This window comes from Herbaspirillum sp. GW822-FHT03A08 (genome assembly GCF_058801885.1).
The window spans coordinates 543143-557515 of the sequence record NZ_JBXANR010000002.1; the positions used below are offsets into that span (position 1 = coordinate 543143).

Sequence of the window (14373 nt, forward strand, 5' to 3'; positions counted from 1 at the left end):
TCATAAAACGCCCGCCGGATTTTTGCCGCGCCCTTTCAATGCATGACGCTTATGTAACGATTTCAGGCCGGGATCTCGATCACCAGCTTGCCGCGTGCGCCGCCCGCATCGATTACGTCATAAGCGGCGTCGGCTTGATCGAAGCCAAAGCGGCGTGCGTCAACCTGGACGATGACCTTGCCTGCTTCGACCAGTTTGGCGGCTTCTTTCATGATTTTGCCGTGGTGTGCGCGGCCCTTGCCGGTCAGCAGCGGCATCAGCGTAAAGACGCCGGAGTAAGTCGCCGCGCGGAACGACAAGGGCGCCAATGCATGCGTCCCCCAGCCGAGACAGCTGACGACATGGCCGTGGTAACGGCGCGCCGCGACGAAGGATGCATCCAGCGTAGCGCCGCCAACGGTGTCGTAGACGATGTCGAAACCTTCGCCACCGGTGTATTGCTGCACGTACTCTTCCACCGTGGAGGTGCGATAGTCGATGAAGGTGGCGCCGTAGCCGGTGATGATGTCGCGTTGCTCGGCCGAGCCGGTGGCATAGACGTCGGCGCCGAAAGCGATGGCGATCTGCACCGCGATATGGCCGACGCCGCCGGCGCCGCCATGCACCAGTACTTTCTGGCCGGCATGGATGCGCGCGCGATCGACCAGGCCTTCCCAGGCGGTGATGAAGATCAGCGGCAGGGCGGCGGCGTCACGCATGCCGATGTTGGATGGCTTGTGCGCCAGTAGACCGGCGTCGACGGCGGCAAATTGCGCCAGCGAACCTTGCACGCTGCCGACGCCGCCGGTCATGCCGTAGACTTCGTCGCCGATATTGAAGCTGGTGACGCCGTCGCCGACGGCTTCGACCACGCCGGCCATGTCGATGCCGAGGACAGCGGGCAACTGCGCCTGCGCATGACCGGCCTTGCCGGCGCGAATTTTGGCGTCGAGCGGATTGAGGCCGCTGGCGCGAATGCGCACCAGTACCTGGCTGGGGCCGGCGACAGGACGGGTGATTTCCGTAATTTGCAACGGAGTGGCGGTGGCGTTGAGCAAGACTGCTTGCATGGTGTTGGCGTTCATGACGTTTCCTTTCAATGGTGATGGTCGGGCGCCGAGCGGTGTGTCTTCAGCGATGGAGCCAGTGTAGAGAGGGATAGGAAGCAGAAAAACGGGGCAGGCGGTAATACAGAATGATGAAAACGTGGATAATCGATTGCAGCCCAAACAGCGCGCAAGACACAAGATCAGCGATTAAAACAGAGAGAAAAACATGGACCGACTGGATGCCCTGAAAGTGTTCTGCAGCGTGGTCGAGGCCGGTGGTTTCAGCCGCGCCGCCGACAGGCTCGGCATCTCGACGTCGTCGGTGACCAATCAGGTGTCGGCGCTGGAAGCGCACTTTCGCATCAAGCTGCTCAACCGCACCACGCGCAGCATGTCGCTGACGGCGGAGGGGCGCCAATGCTATGAGCAGGCGCTGAAGCTGCTCGGCGACATGAGCGAGCTGGAAGAGGGGCTGATGCAGTCGAACGCCATGCCCGCCGGTACCTTGCGCGTGGATATGCCCAGCATCATCAGCCGCCAGTACATTGCGCCTGCGCTGCCCAAATTTCTCGCACAGTATCCGGACATCGCGCTGAAGATCACTGTCGGCGACCGCATGATCGACATGGTGGAAGAGGGCGTCGATGTGGTGATCCGGATCGGCGATCTGCCCAGTTCCAATCTGATTGCCAAGACGGTGTTCAAAACCAGCTTCATGACCTGCGCATCGCCGGCTTTCCTTGACCGCCATGGCGCGCCGAAGACGCCGCAGGAGCTGGCGGATTTTGCCTGCCTCGGTTTTCTCAATCCCCGGTCGCGCATGGTGCGCTCATGGCAATTTTCCAAGGGCAAGGACAGCTACACCCACATTCCGCAAGGCGCGCTGGCGATGGATCACGTGGAATCGCTGATCGAGTCCTCCAAGGCTGGTTGCGGCATCGTGCAGCAGATGTCGGTGTCGCTGATTCCACCCGTGCGCAGCGGCGAACTGGTGCCGGTGTTGCAGGACTGGCTGGCGCCGGGGCCGGACGTCTCGGTGCTGTTTCAGCAGAAGCATCACCGGGCGGCGAAGATCAAGGCCTTTGTGGACTTCGTTGCCGGCATCTTTTGATGTTTTTCAGACACTTTTTCCCGGCAAGCTTCTTCGGCTGCATTCGATAAATTCGCCGTCTTAATTTTGTGCTGCTGCACAGCAATGTCAGTCAGGCGCTGACAACAGATCGTCCGTTTGTCCTGTGGCACTTTGGCATCGCAGCGGTGTCTACCCCGTAAGACTTTGGCAGGCGAAGTCGCTTGCGTTTCTTTTGCTGCACTGCTTCGTAATGAAAAAACGCGATCACGTTAAAAGCGTATTTCCTACTACATTAGTCGGTTACTTTTCACTACAATTAAGCAAGGTACGGGTGTACAATCGCCGCCTGATTTTCATAAAAGCAGTGGCTGCGGAACAATCCCCGGCAGCATATTTATGAACGGTTTCAGTGATGACCATGGCTCAATCCGGCCCGCTCGCCTACTTCGCGAGCAGCCACGCAGTCATGACCTGACTGCATTCGACAAGACCGCCGTACCACCGGCTGATGGCGCCATCCGCCTCGCCGACTGCATGCAACGACGATCCTGCCGTGCCAACGAATTCGATTTAACTTTAGGCATTGGAGGTAGTGTTATGAATCAACCCGTGATGGAAGGCGTCGCCGCATTGAACGCCCCCGCTTTCGTCAAACACCAAAAACTGATCAACTGGGTCGCCGAGATCGCTGCGCTGACCAAGCCGGAAAGCATCTACTGGTGCGACGGTTCGCAGGAAGAGTACGACCGCCTGTGCGCAGAAATGGTCGCCGCCGGCACCATGAAGAAGCTGAATCAGGAAAAGCGCCCGAACAGTTATCTGGCCTGCTCCGATCCGTCGGACGTGGCGCGCGTGGAAGATCGCACCTTCATCTGCTCCAAGAACAAGGAAGACGCCGGCCCGACCAATAACTGGACCGACCCTGCCGAAATGCGCACGACCCTCAACGGTCTGTTTGCAGGCAGCATGCGCGGCCGCACTTTATATGTCGTGCCGTTTTCGATGGGGCCATTGGGTTCGCCGATCGCGCACATCGGCGTTGAGTTGTCGGACTCACCTTATGTCGCGGTGAACATGCGCATCATGACCCGCATGGGCAAGGCCGTGTACGACGTGCTGGGCAGCGACGGCGATTTCGTGCCATGCGTGCACACCGTCGGCGCGCCGCTGCAACCGGGTGAAAAAGACGTCGCCTGGCCATGCAACGCCACCAAGTACATCGTGCACTATCCGGAGACCCGTGAGATCTGGTCGTACGGTTCCGGCTACGGCGGCAATGCGTTGCTGGGCAAGAAGTGCTTCGCACTGCGCATCGCGTCGACCATGGGCCGCGATCAGGGCTGGCTGGCAGAACACATGCTGATCCTCGGCGTGGAGTCGCCTGAAGGTAAAAAGCATTACGTTGCAGCAGCCTTCCCGTCGGCGTGCGGCAAGACCAATTTCGCGATGCTGATTCCGCCGAAGTCCTTCGACGGCTGGAAAGTCACCACCATCGGCGACGACATCGCCTGGATCAAACCGGGTCAGGACGGTCGCTTGTACGCGATCAATCCGGAAGCGGGTTATTTCGGCGTGGCCCCGGGCACCAACGAAAAGACCAACTTCAACTGCATGGCATCGCTGCGCGCCAACACCATCTTCACCAACGTCGCACTGACCGACGACGGCGATGTCTGGTGGGAAGGCATGACCAAGGAAGCGCCTGCACATCTGGTCGACTGGCAAGGCAAGGACTGGACGCCTGAAATCGCCAGGGAAACCGGCCGCAAGGCTGCCCATCCGAACGCGCGTTTCACCGTCGCCGCGACACAAAATCCTGTGATCGATGCTGCGTGGGATGACCCGGCAGGCGTGCCGATTTCGGCGTTCATCTTCGGCGGTCGTCGTTCGACCACCGTGCCTTTGGTCACTGAAGCGCGCAACTGGGTGGAAGGCGTCTACATGGCTGCGACCATGGGCTCGGAAACCACTGCCGCCGCCGTTGGCCAACAAGGCGTGGTGCGCCGCGATCCGTTCGCGATGCTGCCGTTCGCCGGCTACAACATGAGCGACTACTTCCAGCACTGGCTGAATCTGGGTCGCAAGATCGCCGCGTCGCCTGCCGAACTGCCGAAAATTTACTGCGTCAACTGGTTCCGCACGGACGCTGACGGCAAGTTCGTCTGGCCTGGCTTCGGCGACAACATGCGCGTGCTGAAATGGATGCTGGAACGCATCGAAGATCCGCAAGGCGTACGCGTCGGCGGCGTTCCCCACATCTTCGGCGTGTCGCCGCGTTACGAAGACCTGCAATGGGACGGCATCGACTTCACGCCGGAACAGTTCGCCATGATCACCTCGATCGACAAGGCGGCCTGGGCTCAGGAAGTTGCGTTGCACACCGAGCTGTTCGACAAGCTGAAACATAACTTGCCGAAGGAACTGGTTGAAGTGAAAGTAGCGCTGGAGAAGAAGCTGGCAGCCTGATGGCGTCAAGAATCTGATCGTTTCACACTGTTAAGGAAAACGGCCGTCGACGATGTCGATGGCCGTTTTTTTTATACCCGCAAGATAGTCTGCAGCACGTCGCGCATGCGGTCCGGCACCTTTACCGGACGGCGCGTTGCGGCGTCGACATAGACGTGGATAAAGTGGCCTTGCGCCGCCGCCGTCGCATCGCTCTCGCGAAAAATCCCCACTTCATAACGCACGCTGGAGTTGCCGATGTTTGCCACACGTACACCGACATGCACCGTATCCGGAAAGCTGACCGGTGCAAAATAATTGCAATGCGTCTCGATGACCAGGCCGATGACCTCACCGTCGGGGATGTCGAGGGCTTGTTTTGCCATCAGGAAATGATTCACTGCAGTGTCGAACCAGCTGTAATAAATCACATTGTTGACGTGGCCGTAGACGTCGTTGTCCATCCAGCGCGTCTGCAAGGTGTGGAAGTGCGGATAATCGGCGCGAAGGGAGGCGGTCGGTTTGTTTGTCATCTTATCGTGGGCTGGTCACACGCGTGTTGCCGTGCTGAAGTAATATTGCGGCGGGAACGAACCCTGTCTCCCGATTTCTACTGAACGGTGAGTCAGCAGTGTAAGCGATCGCCTCTGGCGGCGCAGCAGGGAGGGCAAAGCCCATGGTTGCATTGGTTGTTTCGGGCAACTTCGTGCCCATATGCCTCCTATCCCTTGTTACACGCGGCATGCCGCTTCACACGAATGTTGATAGTCAAATGCAATCGAAAGTATTAAACAAATAAATTTGATTAATATATAGAGGCGCTTTACTATCTCTTCACTCTCTTTCAACCCCTAAGTAAAGGAAACGCAATGTCCCTGATCAATACGACAGTCAAGCCATTCAAAGCAACTGCTTACCACGACGGCAAATTCGTCGACATCACCGAAGCAACTCTGAAGGGCAAATGGTCCGTGTTCGTGTTCTACCCAGCTGACTTTACTTTCGTCTGCCCGACAGAACTGGAAGACCTGGCCAACAACTACGCTGAATTCAAGAAGCTGGGCGTGGAAATCTACGGCGTGTCGACCGACACTCATTTCGCGCACAAGGCATGGCACGACACTTCGGAAGCCATCAAGAAAGTGCAATACCCACTGGTCGGCGACCCAACAACAACTCTGGCTCGCAACTTCGAAGTCCTGATCGAAGAAGAAGGCCTGGCACTGCGCGGTACTTTCGTCATCAATCCAGAAGGTCAGATCAAGGTTCTGGAAATCCATGACAACGGTATCGGCCGCGACGCTTCCGAACTGCTGCGCAAGGTCAAGGCAGCGCAATACGTTGCTTCGCACCCAGGTGAAGTTTGCCCGGCAAAGTGGACTGAAGGCGCAGAAACTCTGAAGCCTTCCCTGGATCTGGTCGGCAAGATCTAATTTAAATCGCTGATTGGGCTACTGCGCGGCCCGATCTCAAAGCTGTGATGCTCGCCGTACATCCGTACGGCTGCGCTTCTCGCTTCGACCTCGGACCGCTCGCTACGCCCACCCGACGATTTAACGCATTCGTTAAGCATCAAGAAGTACAGAAACAAACACTGAAGTACCAGTCCGGGCTCGGCGCAAGCAACGCCGCAGAGCTCACGAGGCCGAGCGGCGGAGTCCGGACAATATTGAAATCTCACATCAGAGGAAAGTGGAAATCATCATGTTGGATGCCAATCTCAAAGCCCAATTGAAAGCCTACCTGGAAAAGGTCACGCAGCCTATCGAGATCGTCGCGTCGCTGGATGATGGCGCCAAGTCTCGTGAGTTGCAGGAGCTGCTGCAGGAAATCGTCACGCTGTCCGAGCGCATCACGCTGGTCGAGCGCAACGATCATGCAACACGCAAGCCGTCCTTTTCATTGAATCGCCCCGGTACCGATATCAGCGTGCAGTTCGCAGGTATCCCGATGGGCCACGAATTTACGTCGCTGGTGCTGGCGCTGCTGCAAGTCGGCGGCCACCCCATCAAGCTCGACGACAAGGTGATCGAACAGATCCGTAATCTGGATGGCGATTACACCTTTGAAACTTATATCTCGCTGACTTGCCAGAACTGCCCGGAAGTCGTGCAGGCGCTGAACGTGATGTCGATCATCAACCCCCGGATCCGCTCGGTGACGGTGGATGGCGCGCTGTTCCAGGACGAAGTCGAGAAGCGCCAGATCATGGCTGTGCCGACCGTCTACATGAACGGTGAAGTGTTCGGCCAGGGCCGCACCGGCGTGGAAGAAATCCTCGCCAAGCTCGACACCGGCGCCGCAGCGCGCAAGGGTGAAGAACTGAGCGCCAAGGAAGCCTACGATGTATTGATCGTCGGCGGTGGCCCAGCAGGTGCAGCAGCAGCGATTTATGCTGCGCGCAAAGGCATTCGTACCGGTGTCGTTGCAGAACGTTTCGGCGGCCAGGTGCTGGATACGCTGGCGATTGAAAACTTTGTCTCCGTCAAGGAAACCGAAGGCCCGCAATTCGCTACGGCGCTGGAACAGCACGTCCGTACTTATGACGTCGACATCATGAACACGCAACGCGCTGAAGCACTGGTGCCCGGCAATGGCCTGATCGAAGTCAAGCTGGCCAACGGCGGCGTCTTGAAGGGCAAGACTGTGATTCTGTCGACCGGCGCACGCTGGCGCGAAGTCAACGTGCCGGGCGAGCGCGAATACCGCAACCACGGTGTCGCTTACTGCCCGCACTGCGATGGTCCTTTGTTCAAGGGCAAGCGCGTGTCGGTCATCGGCGGCGGCAACTCCGGCGTGGAAGCGGCAATCGATCTGGCCGGCATCGTCAGCCATGTCACCTTGCTGGAATTTGCAGCTGAACTGAAGGCCGATGCAGTGCTGGTGCGCAAGCTGAAGAGCCTGCCCAACGTCACCATCGTGACCTCGGTGCAAACCACCGAGATCACCGGCGACGGCAAGAAGGTCAACGGCATCAGCTACAAGGAACGTGTCAGCGGTGAAGTGAAGCACGTCGAACTGGAAGGCGTTTTCGTTCAGATCGGTCTGGTGCCGAACACCGAATGGCTCAAGGGTACAGTAGCCTTGTCCAAGCACGGCGAAATCGAAATCGATGCCAAGGGTCAGACTTCGATCCCCGGCGTGTTCGCAGCAGGCGATGTGACGACTGTGCCGTACAAGCAGATCGTGATTGCAGTGGGCGAAGGCTCCAAAGCAGCGCTGAGTGCCTTCGATCACCTGATCCGTTCTTCGGCGCCGGAAGAAGCACCGGTTGCAGCAAAAGAGGCTGTCGCAGCCTGATGCAGCCTGATGCAGCCTGACAGAGAATGAAGTATTCGTTTCAGCAGTAAGCCAAACGTAAAAAAGCCACCGTAAGGTGGCTTTTTTATTGCGCTGCCGATACTGCGATGAGATCAGATGAAACATCTCACCGCAGCATCGTGCACGGACTTACTTGAACAGCAGGCGCATCGAATCCCAGGCGCGGCCGAAGATGCCGGCAGGACCGACTGATTCCAGAGCCACCAGCGGCAACTCGGTAACGACCTTGTCGTCGATCATGACCTTCAGCGTGCCGACCTTGGCGTTTTCCGAAATCGGCGCGATCAGTGGGTCGTTGCGTTCAACGCGCGGCTTGATCTTGTCGGCGGTGCCCTTCGGTACGGTCACGTAGACGTCGCGCAGGAAGCCGATCTTGATCTTGCCTTGCGATCCCTTCCACACATCAGGCGTGTCGACGGCCTGGCCCTTGCTGTACAGCTTCACGGCGTCGAAGTTCTGGAAGCCCCAGTTCAGCAGCTTCTGGCTCTCTTGCGTACGGACCTGATCGGAAACCGTGCCGATGACTACCGAAATCAGACGGCGCTCGCCGTTGGCGACCGGGCGCTTGGCCGAGGTGATCAGCGAGAAGCCGGCGCTTTCGGTGTGTCCGGTCTTCATGCCGTCGACGGTCGGATCCAGCCACAGCAGACGATTGCGGTTCGGCTGAGTGATGTTGTTGTAGGTGAATTTCTTGACCGAGTAATAGGTTTTGTAAAACTCGGGGAAGTCGTTGATCAGGTTGCGGCACAGGATCGCCAGATCGCGCGCGGTCGTGTACGTATCCGGGCTGGGCAAGCCATGCGGATTGCTGAAGTGCGTGCCGGTCAGGCCCTGGCGTTGCGCTTCACGGTTCATCAGCACGACGAAGGCGTCGGTGGTGCCGGACACGGCTTCGGACAGCGCCACGGCGGCGTCATTGCCGGAGACCGAGATCAGGCCGTACAGCAGATTGTTGATCGACACCGGCTTGTTCGGCTCGATGAACATCTTGGAGCTGCTTGGGTCGACCTTCCATGCGTTGACGGAAACGTTGATTTCCTGATTCAGGTCGAGGCGCTTGTCGCGTACCGCAGCGAAGGCCAGATAAGCGGTCATCAGTTTGACCAGCGACGCCGGTTCGACGCGCATGTCGGCTTCTTGCGAGGCCATGATCTGGTTGCTCGAGGCATCCAGCAGGAGCCAGGATTTTGCGGCGACGCCAGGAGGTGGAAGGGTCTGGGCACTTGCTGCCGAGAAAGTGACCGACAAGGTCAGGGCGGTTGCGGCAACAGCCGCGAGTAGTTTTTTCATCTTCAGGTGTAAAAATGTGTCCCGCCGGACTGCTCGCGGGACTGTCGTTTGAAAAGAGATGAGTGAACATCGCACCGGGATTATAAACGCCGAGCCTGACAATAAGGCTTCAGGGCGCTATTAGCTTGCATAGACTCCCTGCCTCATGGTCCGTAGCGAGAGGCCGTCAGCCGGTGCCGACCGAAGCACAGAATACCGGAGTGTACTTCAGTACACGAGGATTCCGAGTACCGTACCTCATTTGTCGGTTTTCGGATCACGGCCTCGCAGTAGGACCAGGAGACAGGGATTTAGCGATGCCACATTTGGACTATGAGATTCTTGATATGTTGCAGTTTGCGGTGAAAAAAGTGATCCGAACCCGGAATCACGATCACCGGCAGTTCTTGCGGACGCGCCCAGTCAAGCACGGCGCTGAGTGGAATCGTGTCGTCGAGCTCGCCGTGAATCAGAATGGTATTGGCTGGCGCGTCCGGCATCGGCCACTTGCCGGCGGCCGTACCGACCAGCGCCAGGCGTTCGGCAGGCGTGCCTTCTGCAATCAGACGCTGTTGCAGTTGTGCCTGCACAAAGGTGCCGAACGAGAAGCCGCCCAGCGCCAGCGGGAGATCCGGATATTGCCGGCGCATGTGCGCGAGCAGTAGCGCCATGTCGTCGGTTTCGCCCTGGCCGTGATCATGCACGCCTTCGGATTTGCCGACGCCGCGAAAATTCATGCGCACCGTCACATAGCCGAGGGCGAGGAAAGAGCGCGCCAGCGTTTGTGCGACCTTGTTGTCCATGGTGCCGCCGAACAGCGGATGCGGATGGGCGACCAGCGCCAGACCGCGCGGCGCAGCGAATTGCTCGGGGTCCGGCAGATCCAGTGCGCATTCGAGCTGGCCGACTGCGCCGGGAATCAGGAACGATTGTGTTTGGGCGTTCATTGGGTGTGACGTCTTCAGGTGTTCAGATTTTCAGGCGATCGACGATCTTGCCGCCGACGATGTGGGAGTCGATGATTTCGTCAATGTCTTCGTTGTCGACGAAGGTGTACCAGGTGCCTTGCGGATAGATCACCACGACCGGACCTTCTTCGCAGCGTTCGAGGCAACCGGCCTTGTTGATGCGGACCTTGCCTTCACCGGCCAGGCCGAGTTGCTTGATGCGTTTCTTGGCGTGCTCTTGTGCGGCTTGCGCGCCCTTGTCGGCGCAGCAGGTGCGCTCGCCGGGTTTGCGCTGGTTCAGGCAAAAGAAAACGTGATGTTCATAGAACGGTTTTTCTGGAGTGTCTGCTGTGTCTGCCATGTTGATGCTCGGGGATGGGCCAAAGCATGCATGATACACCTTGAGACGGGACCTTATTTTGCGGTGGCAGCCTTGCGATGCACCGGGTGATACAAGAACCACAGCGCCAGGAAGGGCCACAGCACCGACAGGAATTGCGCGGCGCCGTCGAAATTCAGAAATTTGCCTTGCACCCAGGTCTGCAGCGTTGAGACGAAATAAGGATTGGCCGGCACCGCATTGGTCGCCGCCAGACTGAAGATCAGCGCCAGCCCTGCGATGCGGCGTTGCGCCGTAGGCGGCGCGAAAGACAGGCCGGCCAGCATCAGCCCGCCGATGATCATGCCGCCGGCAGCGCCCGGGGTGAACCAGACGAAGGCGTTTTCAGGTGCGAAGAACAAGGCGCATGACAGCGATTTGATAAACACCGCCGCGAGCAGATAGACCGCCGTCATCGCATTGCGCGGCGCCTGCTTGCGCAGCAGCAGGAGCATGGTCAGAATCGCGCCGGTTACGCCGCATGCCGTCACGATGATTTCGGCGAGCCAGTATTGTTCTGCCGTCAATTGCGCGCTGTTGGTCCACCAGGTCGCCAGATCGATCGGCGTATCCAGCAAATCGGACAGCAGGCTCGACAGCGGCGGCACCAGATGGCCGAGGCCGAACAGGTGATTCTGCGGATAGATCAGCGCCAGCGGCCATAGCCCGATCACCACCAGCCCGCGGCTGGCCTCGCGTGAGAACCAGCGCCGGCGCAGCTCCAGCAGGCGGCTCTCGCGCAGGAAATAACGGCCGGTCCATGCGCCCAGCAATGCCCCCAGCAGGGTGCCGCAACTATTCGTGATCAGATCGAGATTGGAGGGGATGCGTGTGGGCAGATAGGTCTGCACCGCTTCCATCAGGGTCGATAGTGCAATGCCTGCGATGGTGCTGAGGATCACCGCCCAATAAGAACGGATGCGCGGATACAGCGCGAACACGATCAGCGCGCCGAAGGGCGCATAGCCGACGATGTTGGTCCACAGATCGAAACCGGTCCAGTAGTAGGGCAGGCGCGCCCACAGATAATCCCAGGGCTGCAGGCCCATGTCGCGCCAGCCGGTGAACGGATACCAGCTGGCGTACACGATCAGCAATGTGTACATCAGCAGGCTGACACGTGCGAATGATGACGCGCCGGGCCTTGCTGCAGGTGATACGGCAGAGCTTGGCTGAGCAACTGGTGCAGGCGATTGTGGAGGTCGGTGGGAGGCGTCCATGCTGGCGAGGGTACCCGATTTCTTCGTCGCTTGCATCTTCGACAACCGTTACAATGTGGGCCATGTACGCCGCCGACTCCTCTTCTTCCAACGCTGTGATGACCACGACAAGCATTTCTGCCGAACGCATTGCCGCATTGATCGCCGCATCGAGCAATGACCACGCCAAACCGGTTGCCATTGAAGTGGTCGCACAAACCGGCTCGACCAATGCCGATTTGCTCGCGCGTGTTGCGACGTTAGCGACACCGACTTTACTCGTCGCCGAGTCGCAGACTGCAGGTCGAGGCCGCGCCGGCCGTACCTGGCATACGACGGCGACTTCGGCGCTGACTTTTTCGCTGGCGTGGAAATTTCGCCGGCCTTTGCATGCGCTGATCGGCTTGCCGCTGGCGATCGGTGTTGCACTGGCGGAAGCGCTGGTGGTTTTCGGCATCAAGGTCGAATTGAAATGGCCGAACGACGTGCTGCGCGATGGCGCCAAGCTGGCCGGGATTCTGATTGAGACGGCGCAAAATAAAGTAGTCGACGCCAATGCAATCGCGTCAACATCAACTTGGACCGTGATCGGCATCGGCGTGAACCTGGCGATGCCGCAGGATTTGCAAAACCGCATCGGCCGCGCTGTTGCGGATGTGTCCGAATTGCTGAGTCATGATCGTGAGCGTTTACTGGCGTTGTTGCTGAGCGCCTTGTCGGACGCCTTGGCTGAATTTGACGCACAAGGATTTGCCGCTTTCGCCGCACGCTGGAATCGTCTGCACGCCTACACCGGACGTGTCGTGCGCATCCTCGACAACGACCGTGTGGTGCATGAAGGCACGGCCGTCGGCGTGGATGACAAGGGCTGCTTCCTGATCGATACCGCAGACGGACGGGTTGCCGTGGTAGCGGGCGACGTATCTTTGCGCTTGCAGGAGTGATGCCATGTTGCTATTGATTGATGCTGGCAATACACGTGTCAAATGGGGTGTCCCGCGCGATCCTGCGTTCGCGCGCGAACAGACTGAGCGCTGGTTGCATGCCGGTTCGGTTGCGCGTGGCGACGTGGCTGACTTGTCTGCGGCATGGGGCGGATTGCCGATTACACGCGTCGTGGTTTCCAACGTTGCTGGCCCGGTTCTTCGCGATGCATTGCTGGCGGCGCTGCAGCTGGTCTTCGGCGCAGAAGTCGAGGTCATCTGGTTTGCCTCGCAAGCAGAGTTGGCAGGCTTGCGCAATCGATACAAAAATCCCACTCAATTGGGTTGCGATCGTTTCGCTTCCGCCATCGGCGCGCATGCCTTGTTCCCGGATCGCGCGCTGATTGTCGCGACCTGCGGTACGGCGACGACGGTGGATGCGGTTACCGCAGATGGTGAATTCATTGGCGGCATGATCCTTCCCGGTCTTGGCGTGATGGCGACATCGCTGGCGCTCAATACTGCCCAGCTTCCGCAGATACAAGCGATCAGCGAGGTGACCACGCCGTTCGCCGATAATACGACCGATGCCATCATCGCCGGCTGTATCGCGGCGCAGACCGGCGCTATCGAGCGTGCTGTCGTCAAACATCGCGAGCAGCATGGCGATGTGCTGTGTGTGCTGGCCGGCGGCGCAGGATCTCTGCTGGCGTCGTATCTGGCGATCCCTTGCGAAAAGGTCGATAATCTTGTGCTGATCGGGCTGCACGTGGCAGCGAGCGTCTGAGGCTTTCTCTTTCTTGTCTTGATAAACCGGGCTGACCGTTATCTATGCTGAAATTGTTTTTTTGGCTATTACTGATTGCGAATGGCGTGTTGTTCGCGATGAATCGCGGCTATCTGGGCGCGACGGCTTCCGAACGCCATGAGCCCAAGCGCATGGCGCAGCAACTGCAACCCGAAACGCTGACTATCCTGCCACCCAACAGCGAAAAACTGGTGAAGCCGGCCAAGGCAGCAGAACCAGTTGCCGCGGACGCCGACAAGAATGCCAAGCCTGCCGCTGATGCGCCGCCTCCACAGGCGAGCGCCAATCCCGAGCCGAAAGCGGATGCGAAGGCCGATGCAAAGGCAGAGGCAAAACCTGATCCAAAAACAGCGCCCAAGACGGAAACCATTGCCTGCACGGAAATCGGTAACTTCAATACCGTTGAAGCCCGTAAGTTTGAAGCGCAGCTGGCCAGTCTGCGTCTGTCCGCCAAACCGGTGCCGCGTAGCGTTCAGGAAGCGGCCAGCCACATGGTTTACATTCCTTCGCAAGACGGTAAGGACGGTGCCGACCGCAAGGCGGCAGAGCTGCGCCGCCTCGGCATTCAGGATTTCTACGTGATTCCTGATTCGCAATCCAATCCCGCGCTGCGCTGGGCGATTTCGCTCGGCGTCTTCAAGACCGAAGAAGCGGCCAAGGCCTATATCGGCCAGTTGATTCCGCAAGGCGTGCGCAGTGCACGCATCATGGCGCGCAATGTCACCTCAACCCGACAGGCATATCAATGGCGTGATATCGATGCGGCGACCAAAGCATCCCTCGATGGCCTCAAAGCAAAATTTCCGAATCAGGAAATGCGCAACTGCGCCGGCTAGAACTGCCGGTTCTAAGGTGGGCGTGGCTTGCAAGGCATAAGCCGATTTGGCATGCGTGCCGATAAAACACAACATCTGCAACAATGGCTTCGCGCTTTCCATGTAAAATCGCGGACATTCCGAATATCTCTTCACCGCTCAGGATT

The 14373-nt window shown here is 58.7% G+C and carries 13 protein-coding genes; 7 read left to right on the forward strand and 6 right to left on the reverse strand.

All coding sequences use genetic code 11. The annotated features are described in order from the left end of the window. Nucleotides 1–62: 62 nt before the first annotated feature. Complete coding sequence (locus AC1RN6_RS07505) at nt 63–1064, reverse strand: zinc-dependent alcohol dehydrogenase family protein (protein WP_493004268.1); 1002 nt, start codon at nt 1062–1064, stop codon at nt 63–65. Between the two features lie 190 nt (nt 1065–1254). Between AC1RN6_RS07505 and AC1RN6_RS07510 the strand changes: the two genes are divergently transcribed. After that, a complete protein-coding gene (locus AC1RN6_RS07510) occupies nt 1255–2139 on the forward strand; it encodes a LysR family transcriptional regulator (protein ID WP_493004270.1) in 885 nt (294 codons plus the stop codon). Nucleotides 2140–2697: 558 nt separating this feature from the next. Further along, complete coding sequence (locus tag AC1RN6_RS07515; protein WP_493004271.1) at nt 2698–4566, forward strand: phosphoenolpyruvate carboxykinase (GTP); 1869 nt, start codon at nt 2698–2700, stop codon at nt 4564–4566. Nucleotides 4567–4637: 71 nt separating this feature from the next. On the opposite strand, the gene AC1RN6_RS07520 is transcribed toward AC1RN6_RS07515, so the two are convergent. After that, nucleotides 4638–5078, reverse strand: coding sequence for an acyl-CoA thioesterase (locus AC1RN6_RS07520; protein ID WP_493004272.1), 441 nt, complete (start codon nt 5076–5078; stop codon nt 4638–4640). A 336-nt stretch (nt 5079–5414) separates the two neighbouring features. Between AC1RN6_RS07520 and ahpC the strand changes: the two genes are divergently transcribed. Both ahpC and ahpF read left to right on the forward strand, forming a co-directional pair. Further along, the gene (ahpC, locus tag AC1RN6_RS07525; RefSeq protein WP_493004273.1) at nt 5415–5978 is read left to right on the forward strand and encodes an alkyl hydroperoxide reductase subunit C; all 564 of its coding nucleotides are present in this window, start codon (nt 5415–5417) and stop codon (nt 5976–5978) included. Between the two features lie 271 nt (nt 5979–6249). After that, nucleotides 6250–7845 carry an alkyl hydroperoxide reductase subunit F gene (gene ahpF, locus AC1RN6_RS07530; protein ID WP_493004274.1) on the forward strand — a complete coding sequence of 532 codons (1596 nt, stop codon included), beginning with the start codon at nt 6250–6252 and terminating at the stop codon, nt 7843–7845. A gap of 150 nt (nt 7846–7995) precedes the next feature. Here ahpF and AC1RN6_RS07535 read toward each other — a convergent pair whose 3' ends face one another. The 4 genes from AC1RN6_RS07535 to AC1RN6_RS07550 form a co-directional block, all read right to left on the reverse strand. After that, a complete protein-coding gene (locus AC1RN6_RS07535; RefSeq protein WP_493004276.1) occupies nt 7996–9156 on the reverse strand; it encodes a D-alanyl-D-alanine carboxypeptidase family protein in 1161 nt (386 codons plus the stop codon). Between the two features lie 290 nt (nt 9157–9446). After that, nucleotides 9447–10082: an alpha/beta hydrolase gene (locus AC1RN6_RS07540; protein WP_493004277.1), complete on the reverse strand. Its 636-nt coding sequence runs from the start codon at nt 10080–10082 to the stop codon at nt 9447–9449. Between the two features lie 22 nt (nt 10083–10104). Continuing rightward, entirely contained in the window at nt 10105–10443 is a 339-nt protein-coding gene (locus tag AC1RN6_RS07545; protein ID WP_050476350.1) for a (2Fe-2S) ferredoxin domain-containing protein, read from the reverse strand. 53 nt (nt 10444–10496) lie between these two features. Beyond that, the gene (locus tag AC1RN6_RS07550; RefSeq protein WP_493004279.1) at nt 10497–11567 is read right to left on the reverse strand and encodes a VanZ family protein; all 1071 of its coding nucleotides are present in this window, start codon (nt 11565–11567) and stop codon (nt 10497–10499) included. Nucleotides 11568–11743: 176 nt separating this feature from the next. Here AC1RN6_RS07550 and AC1RN6_RS07555 point away from each other — a divergent pair, with 176 nt between their 5' ends. The 3 genes from AC1RN6_RS07555 to AC1RN6_RS07565 are packed head-to-tail and all read left to right on the forward strand — an operon-like array spanning nt 11744 to nt 14227. Continuing rightward, nucleotides 11744–12604 carry a biotin--[acetyl-CoA-carboxylase] ligase gene (locus AC1RN6_RS07555; protein WP_493004280.1) on the forward strand — a complete coding sequence of 287 codons (861 nt, stop codon included), beginning with the start codon at nt 11744–11746 and terminating at the stop codon, nt 12602–12604. Between the two features lie 4 nt (nt 12605–12608). After that, nucleotides 12609–13370, forward strand: coding sequence for a type III pantothenate kinase (locus AC1RN6_RS07560; RefSeq protein ID WP_493004281.1), 762 nt, complete (start codon nt 12609–12611; stop codon nt 13368–13370). Between the two features lie 44 nt (nt 13371–13414). Continuing rightward, nucleotides 13415–14227 (forward strand): SPOR domain-containing protein, encoded by an 813-nt coding sequence (locus AC1RN6_RS07565; RefSeq protein WP_493004283.1) that lies wholly within the window; start codon nt 13415–13417, stop codon nt 14225–14227. Nucleotides 14228–14373 lie beyond the last annotated feature (146 nt).

Bases quoted from the DNA above. Each gene is read 5' to 3' on its own strand.
- AC1RN6_RS07505 (WP_493004268.1), bottom strand. From the start codon at position 1,064: ATGAACGCCAACACCATGCAAGCAGTCTTGCTCAACGCCACCGCCACT.
- AC1RN6_RS07510 (WP_493004270.1), top strand. From the start codon at position 1,255: ATGGACCGACTGGATGCCCTGAAAGTGTTCTGCAGCGTGGTCGAGGCC.
- AC1RN6_RS07515 (WP_493004271.1), top strand. From the start codon at position 2,698: ATGAATCAACCCGTGATGGAAGGCGTCGCCGCATTGAACGCCCCCGCT.
- AC1RN6_RS07520 (WP_493004272.1), bottom strand. From the start codon at position 5,078: ATGACAAACAAACCGACCGCCTCCCTTCGCGCCGATTATCCGCACTTC.
- ahpC (WP_493004273.1), top strand. From the start codon at position 5,415: ATGTCCCTGATCAATACGACAGTCAAGCCATTCAAAGCAACTGCTTAC.
- ahpF (WP_493004274.1), top strand. From the start codon at position 6,250: ATGTTGGATGCCAATCTCAAAGCCCAATTGAAAGCCTACCTGGAAAAG.
- AC1RN6_RS07535 (WP_493004276.1), bottom strand. From the start codon at position 9,156: ATGAAAAAACTACTCGCGGCTGTTGCCGCAACCGCCCTGACCTTGTCG.
- AC1RN6_RS07540 (WP_493004277.1), bottom strand. From the start codon at position 10,082: ATGAACGCCCAAACACAATCGTTCCTGATTCCCGGCGCAGTCGGCCAG.
- AC1RN6_RS07545 (WP_050476350.1), bottom strand. From the start codon at position 10,443: ATGGCAGACACAGCAGACACTCCAGAAAAACCGTTCTATGAACATCAC.
- AC1RN6_RS07550 (WP_493004279.1), bottom strand. From the start codon at position 11,567: ATGTACACATTGCTGATCGTGTACGCCAGCTGGTATCCGTTCACCGGC.
- AC1RN6_RS07555 (WP_493004280.1), top strand. From the start codon at position 11,744: ATGTACGCCGCCGACTCCTCTTCTTCCAACGCTGTGATGACCACGACA.
- AC1RN6_RS07560 (WP_493004281.1), top strand. From the start codon at position 12,609: ATGTTGCTATTGATTGATGCTGGCAATACACGTGTCAAATGGGGTGTC.
- AC1RN6_RS07565 (WP_493004283.1), top strand. From the start codon at position 13,415: ATGCTGAAATTGTTTTTTTGGCTATTACTGATTGCGAATGGCGTGTTG.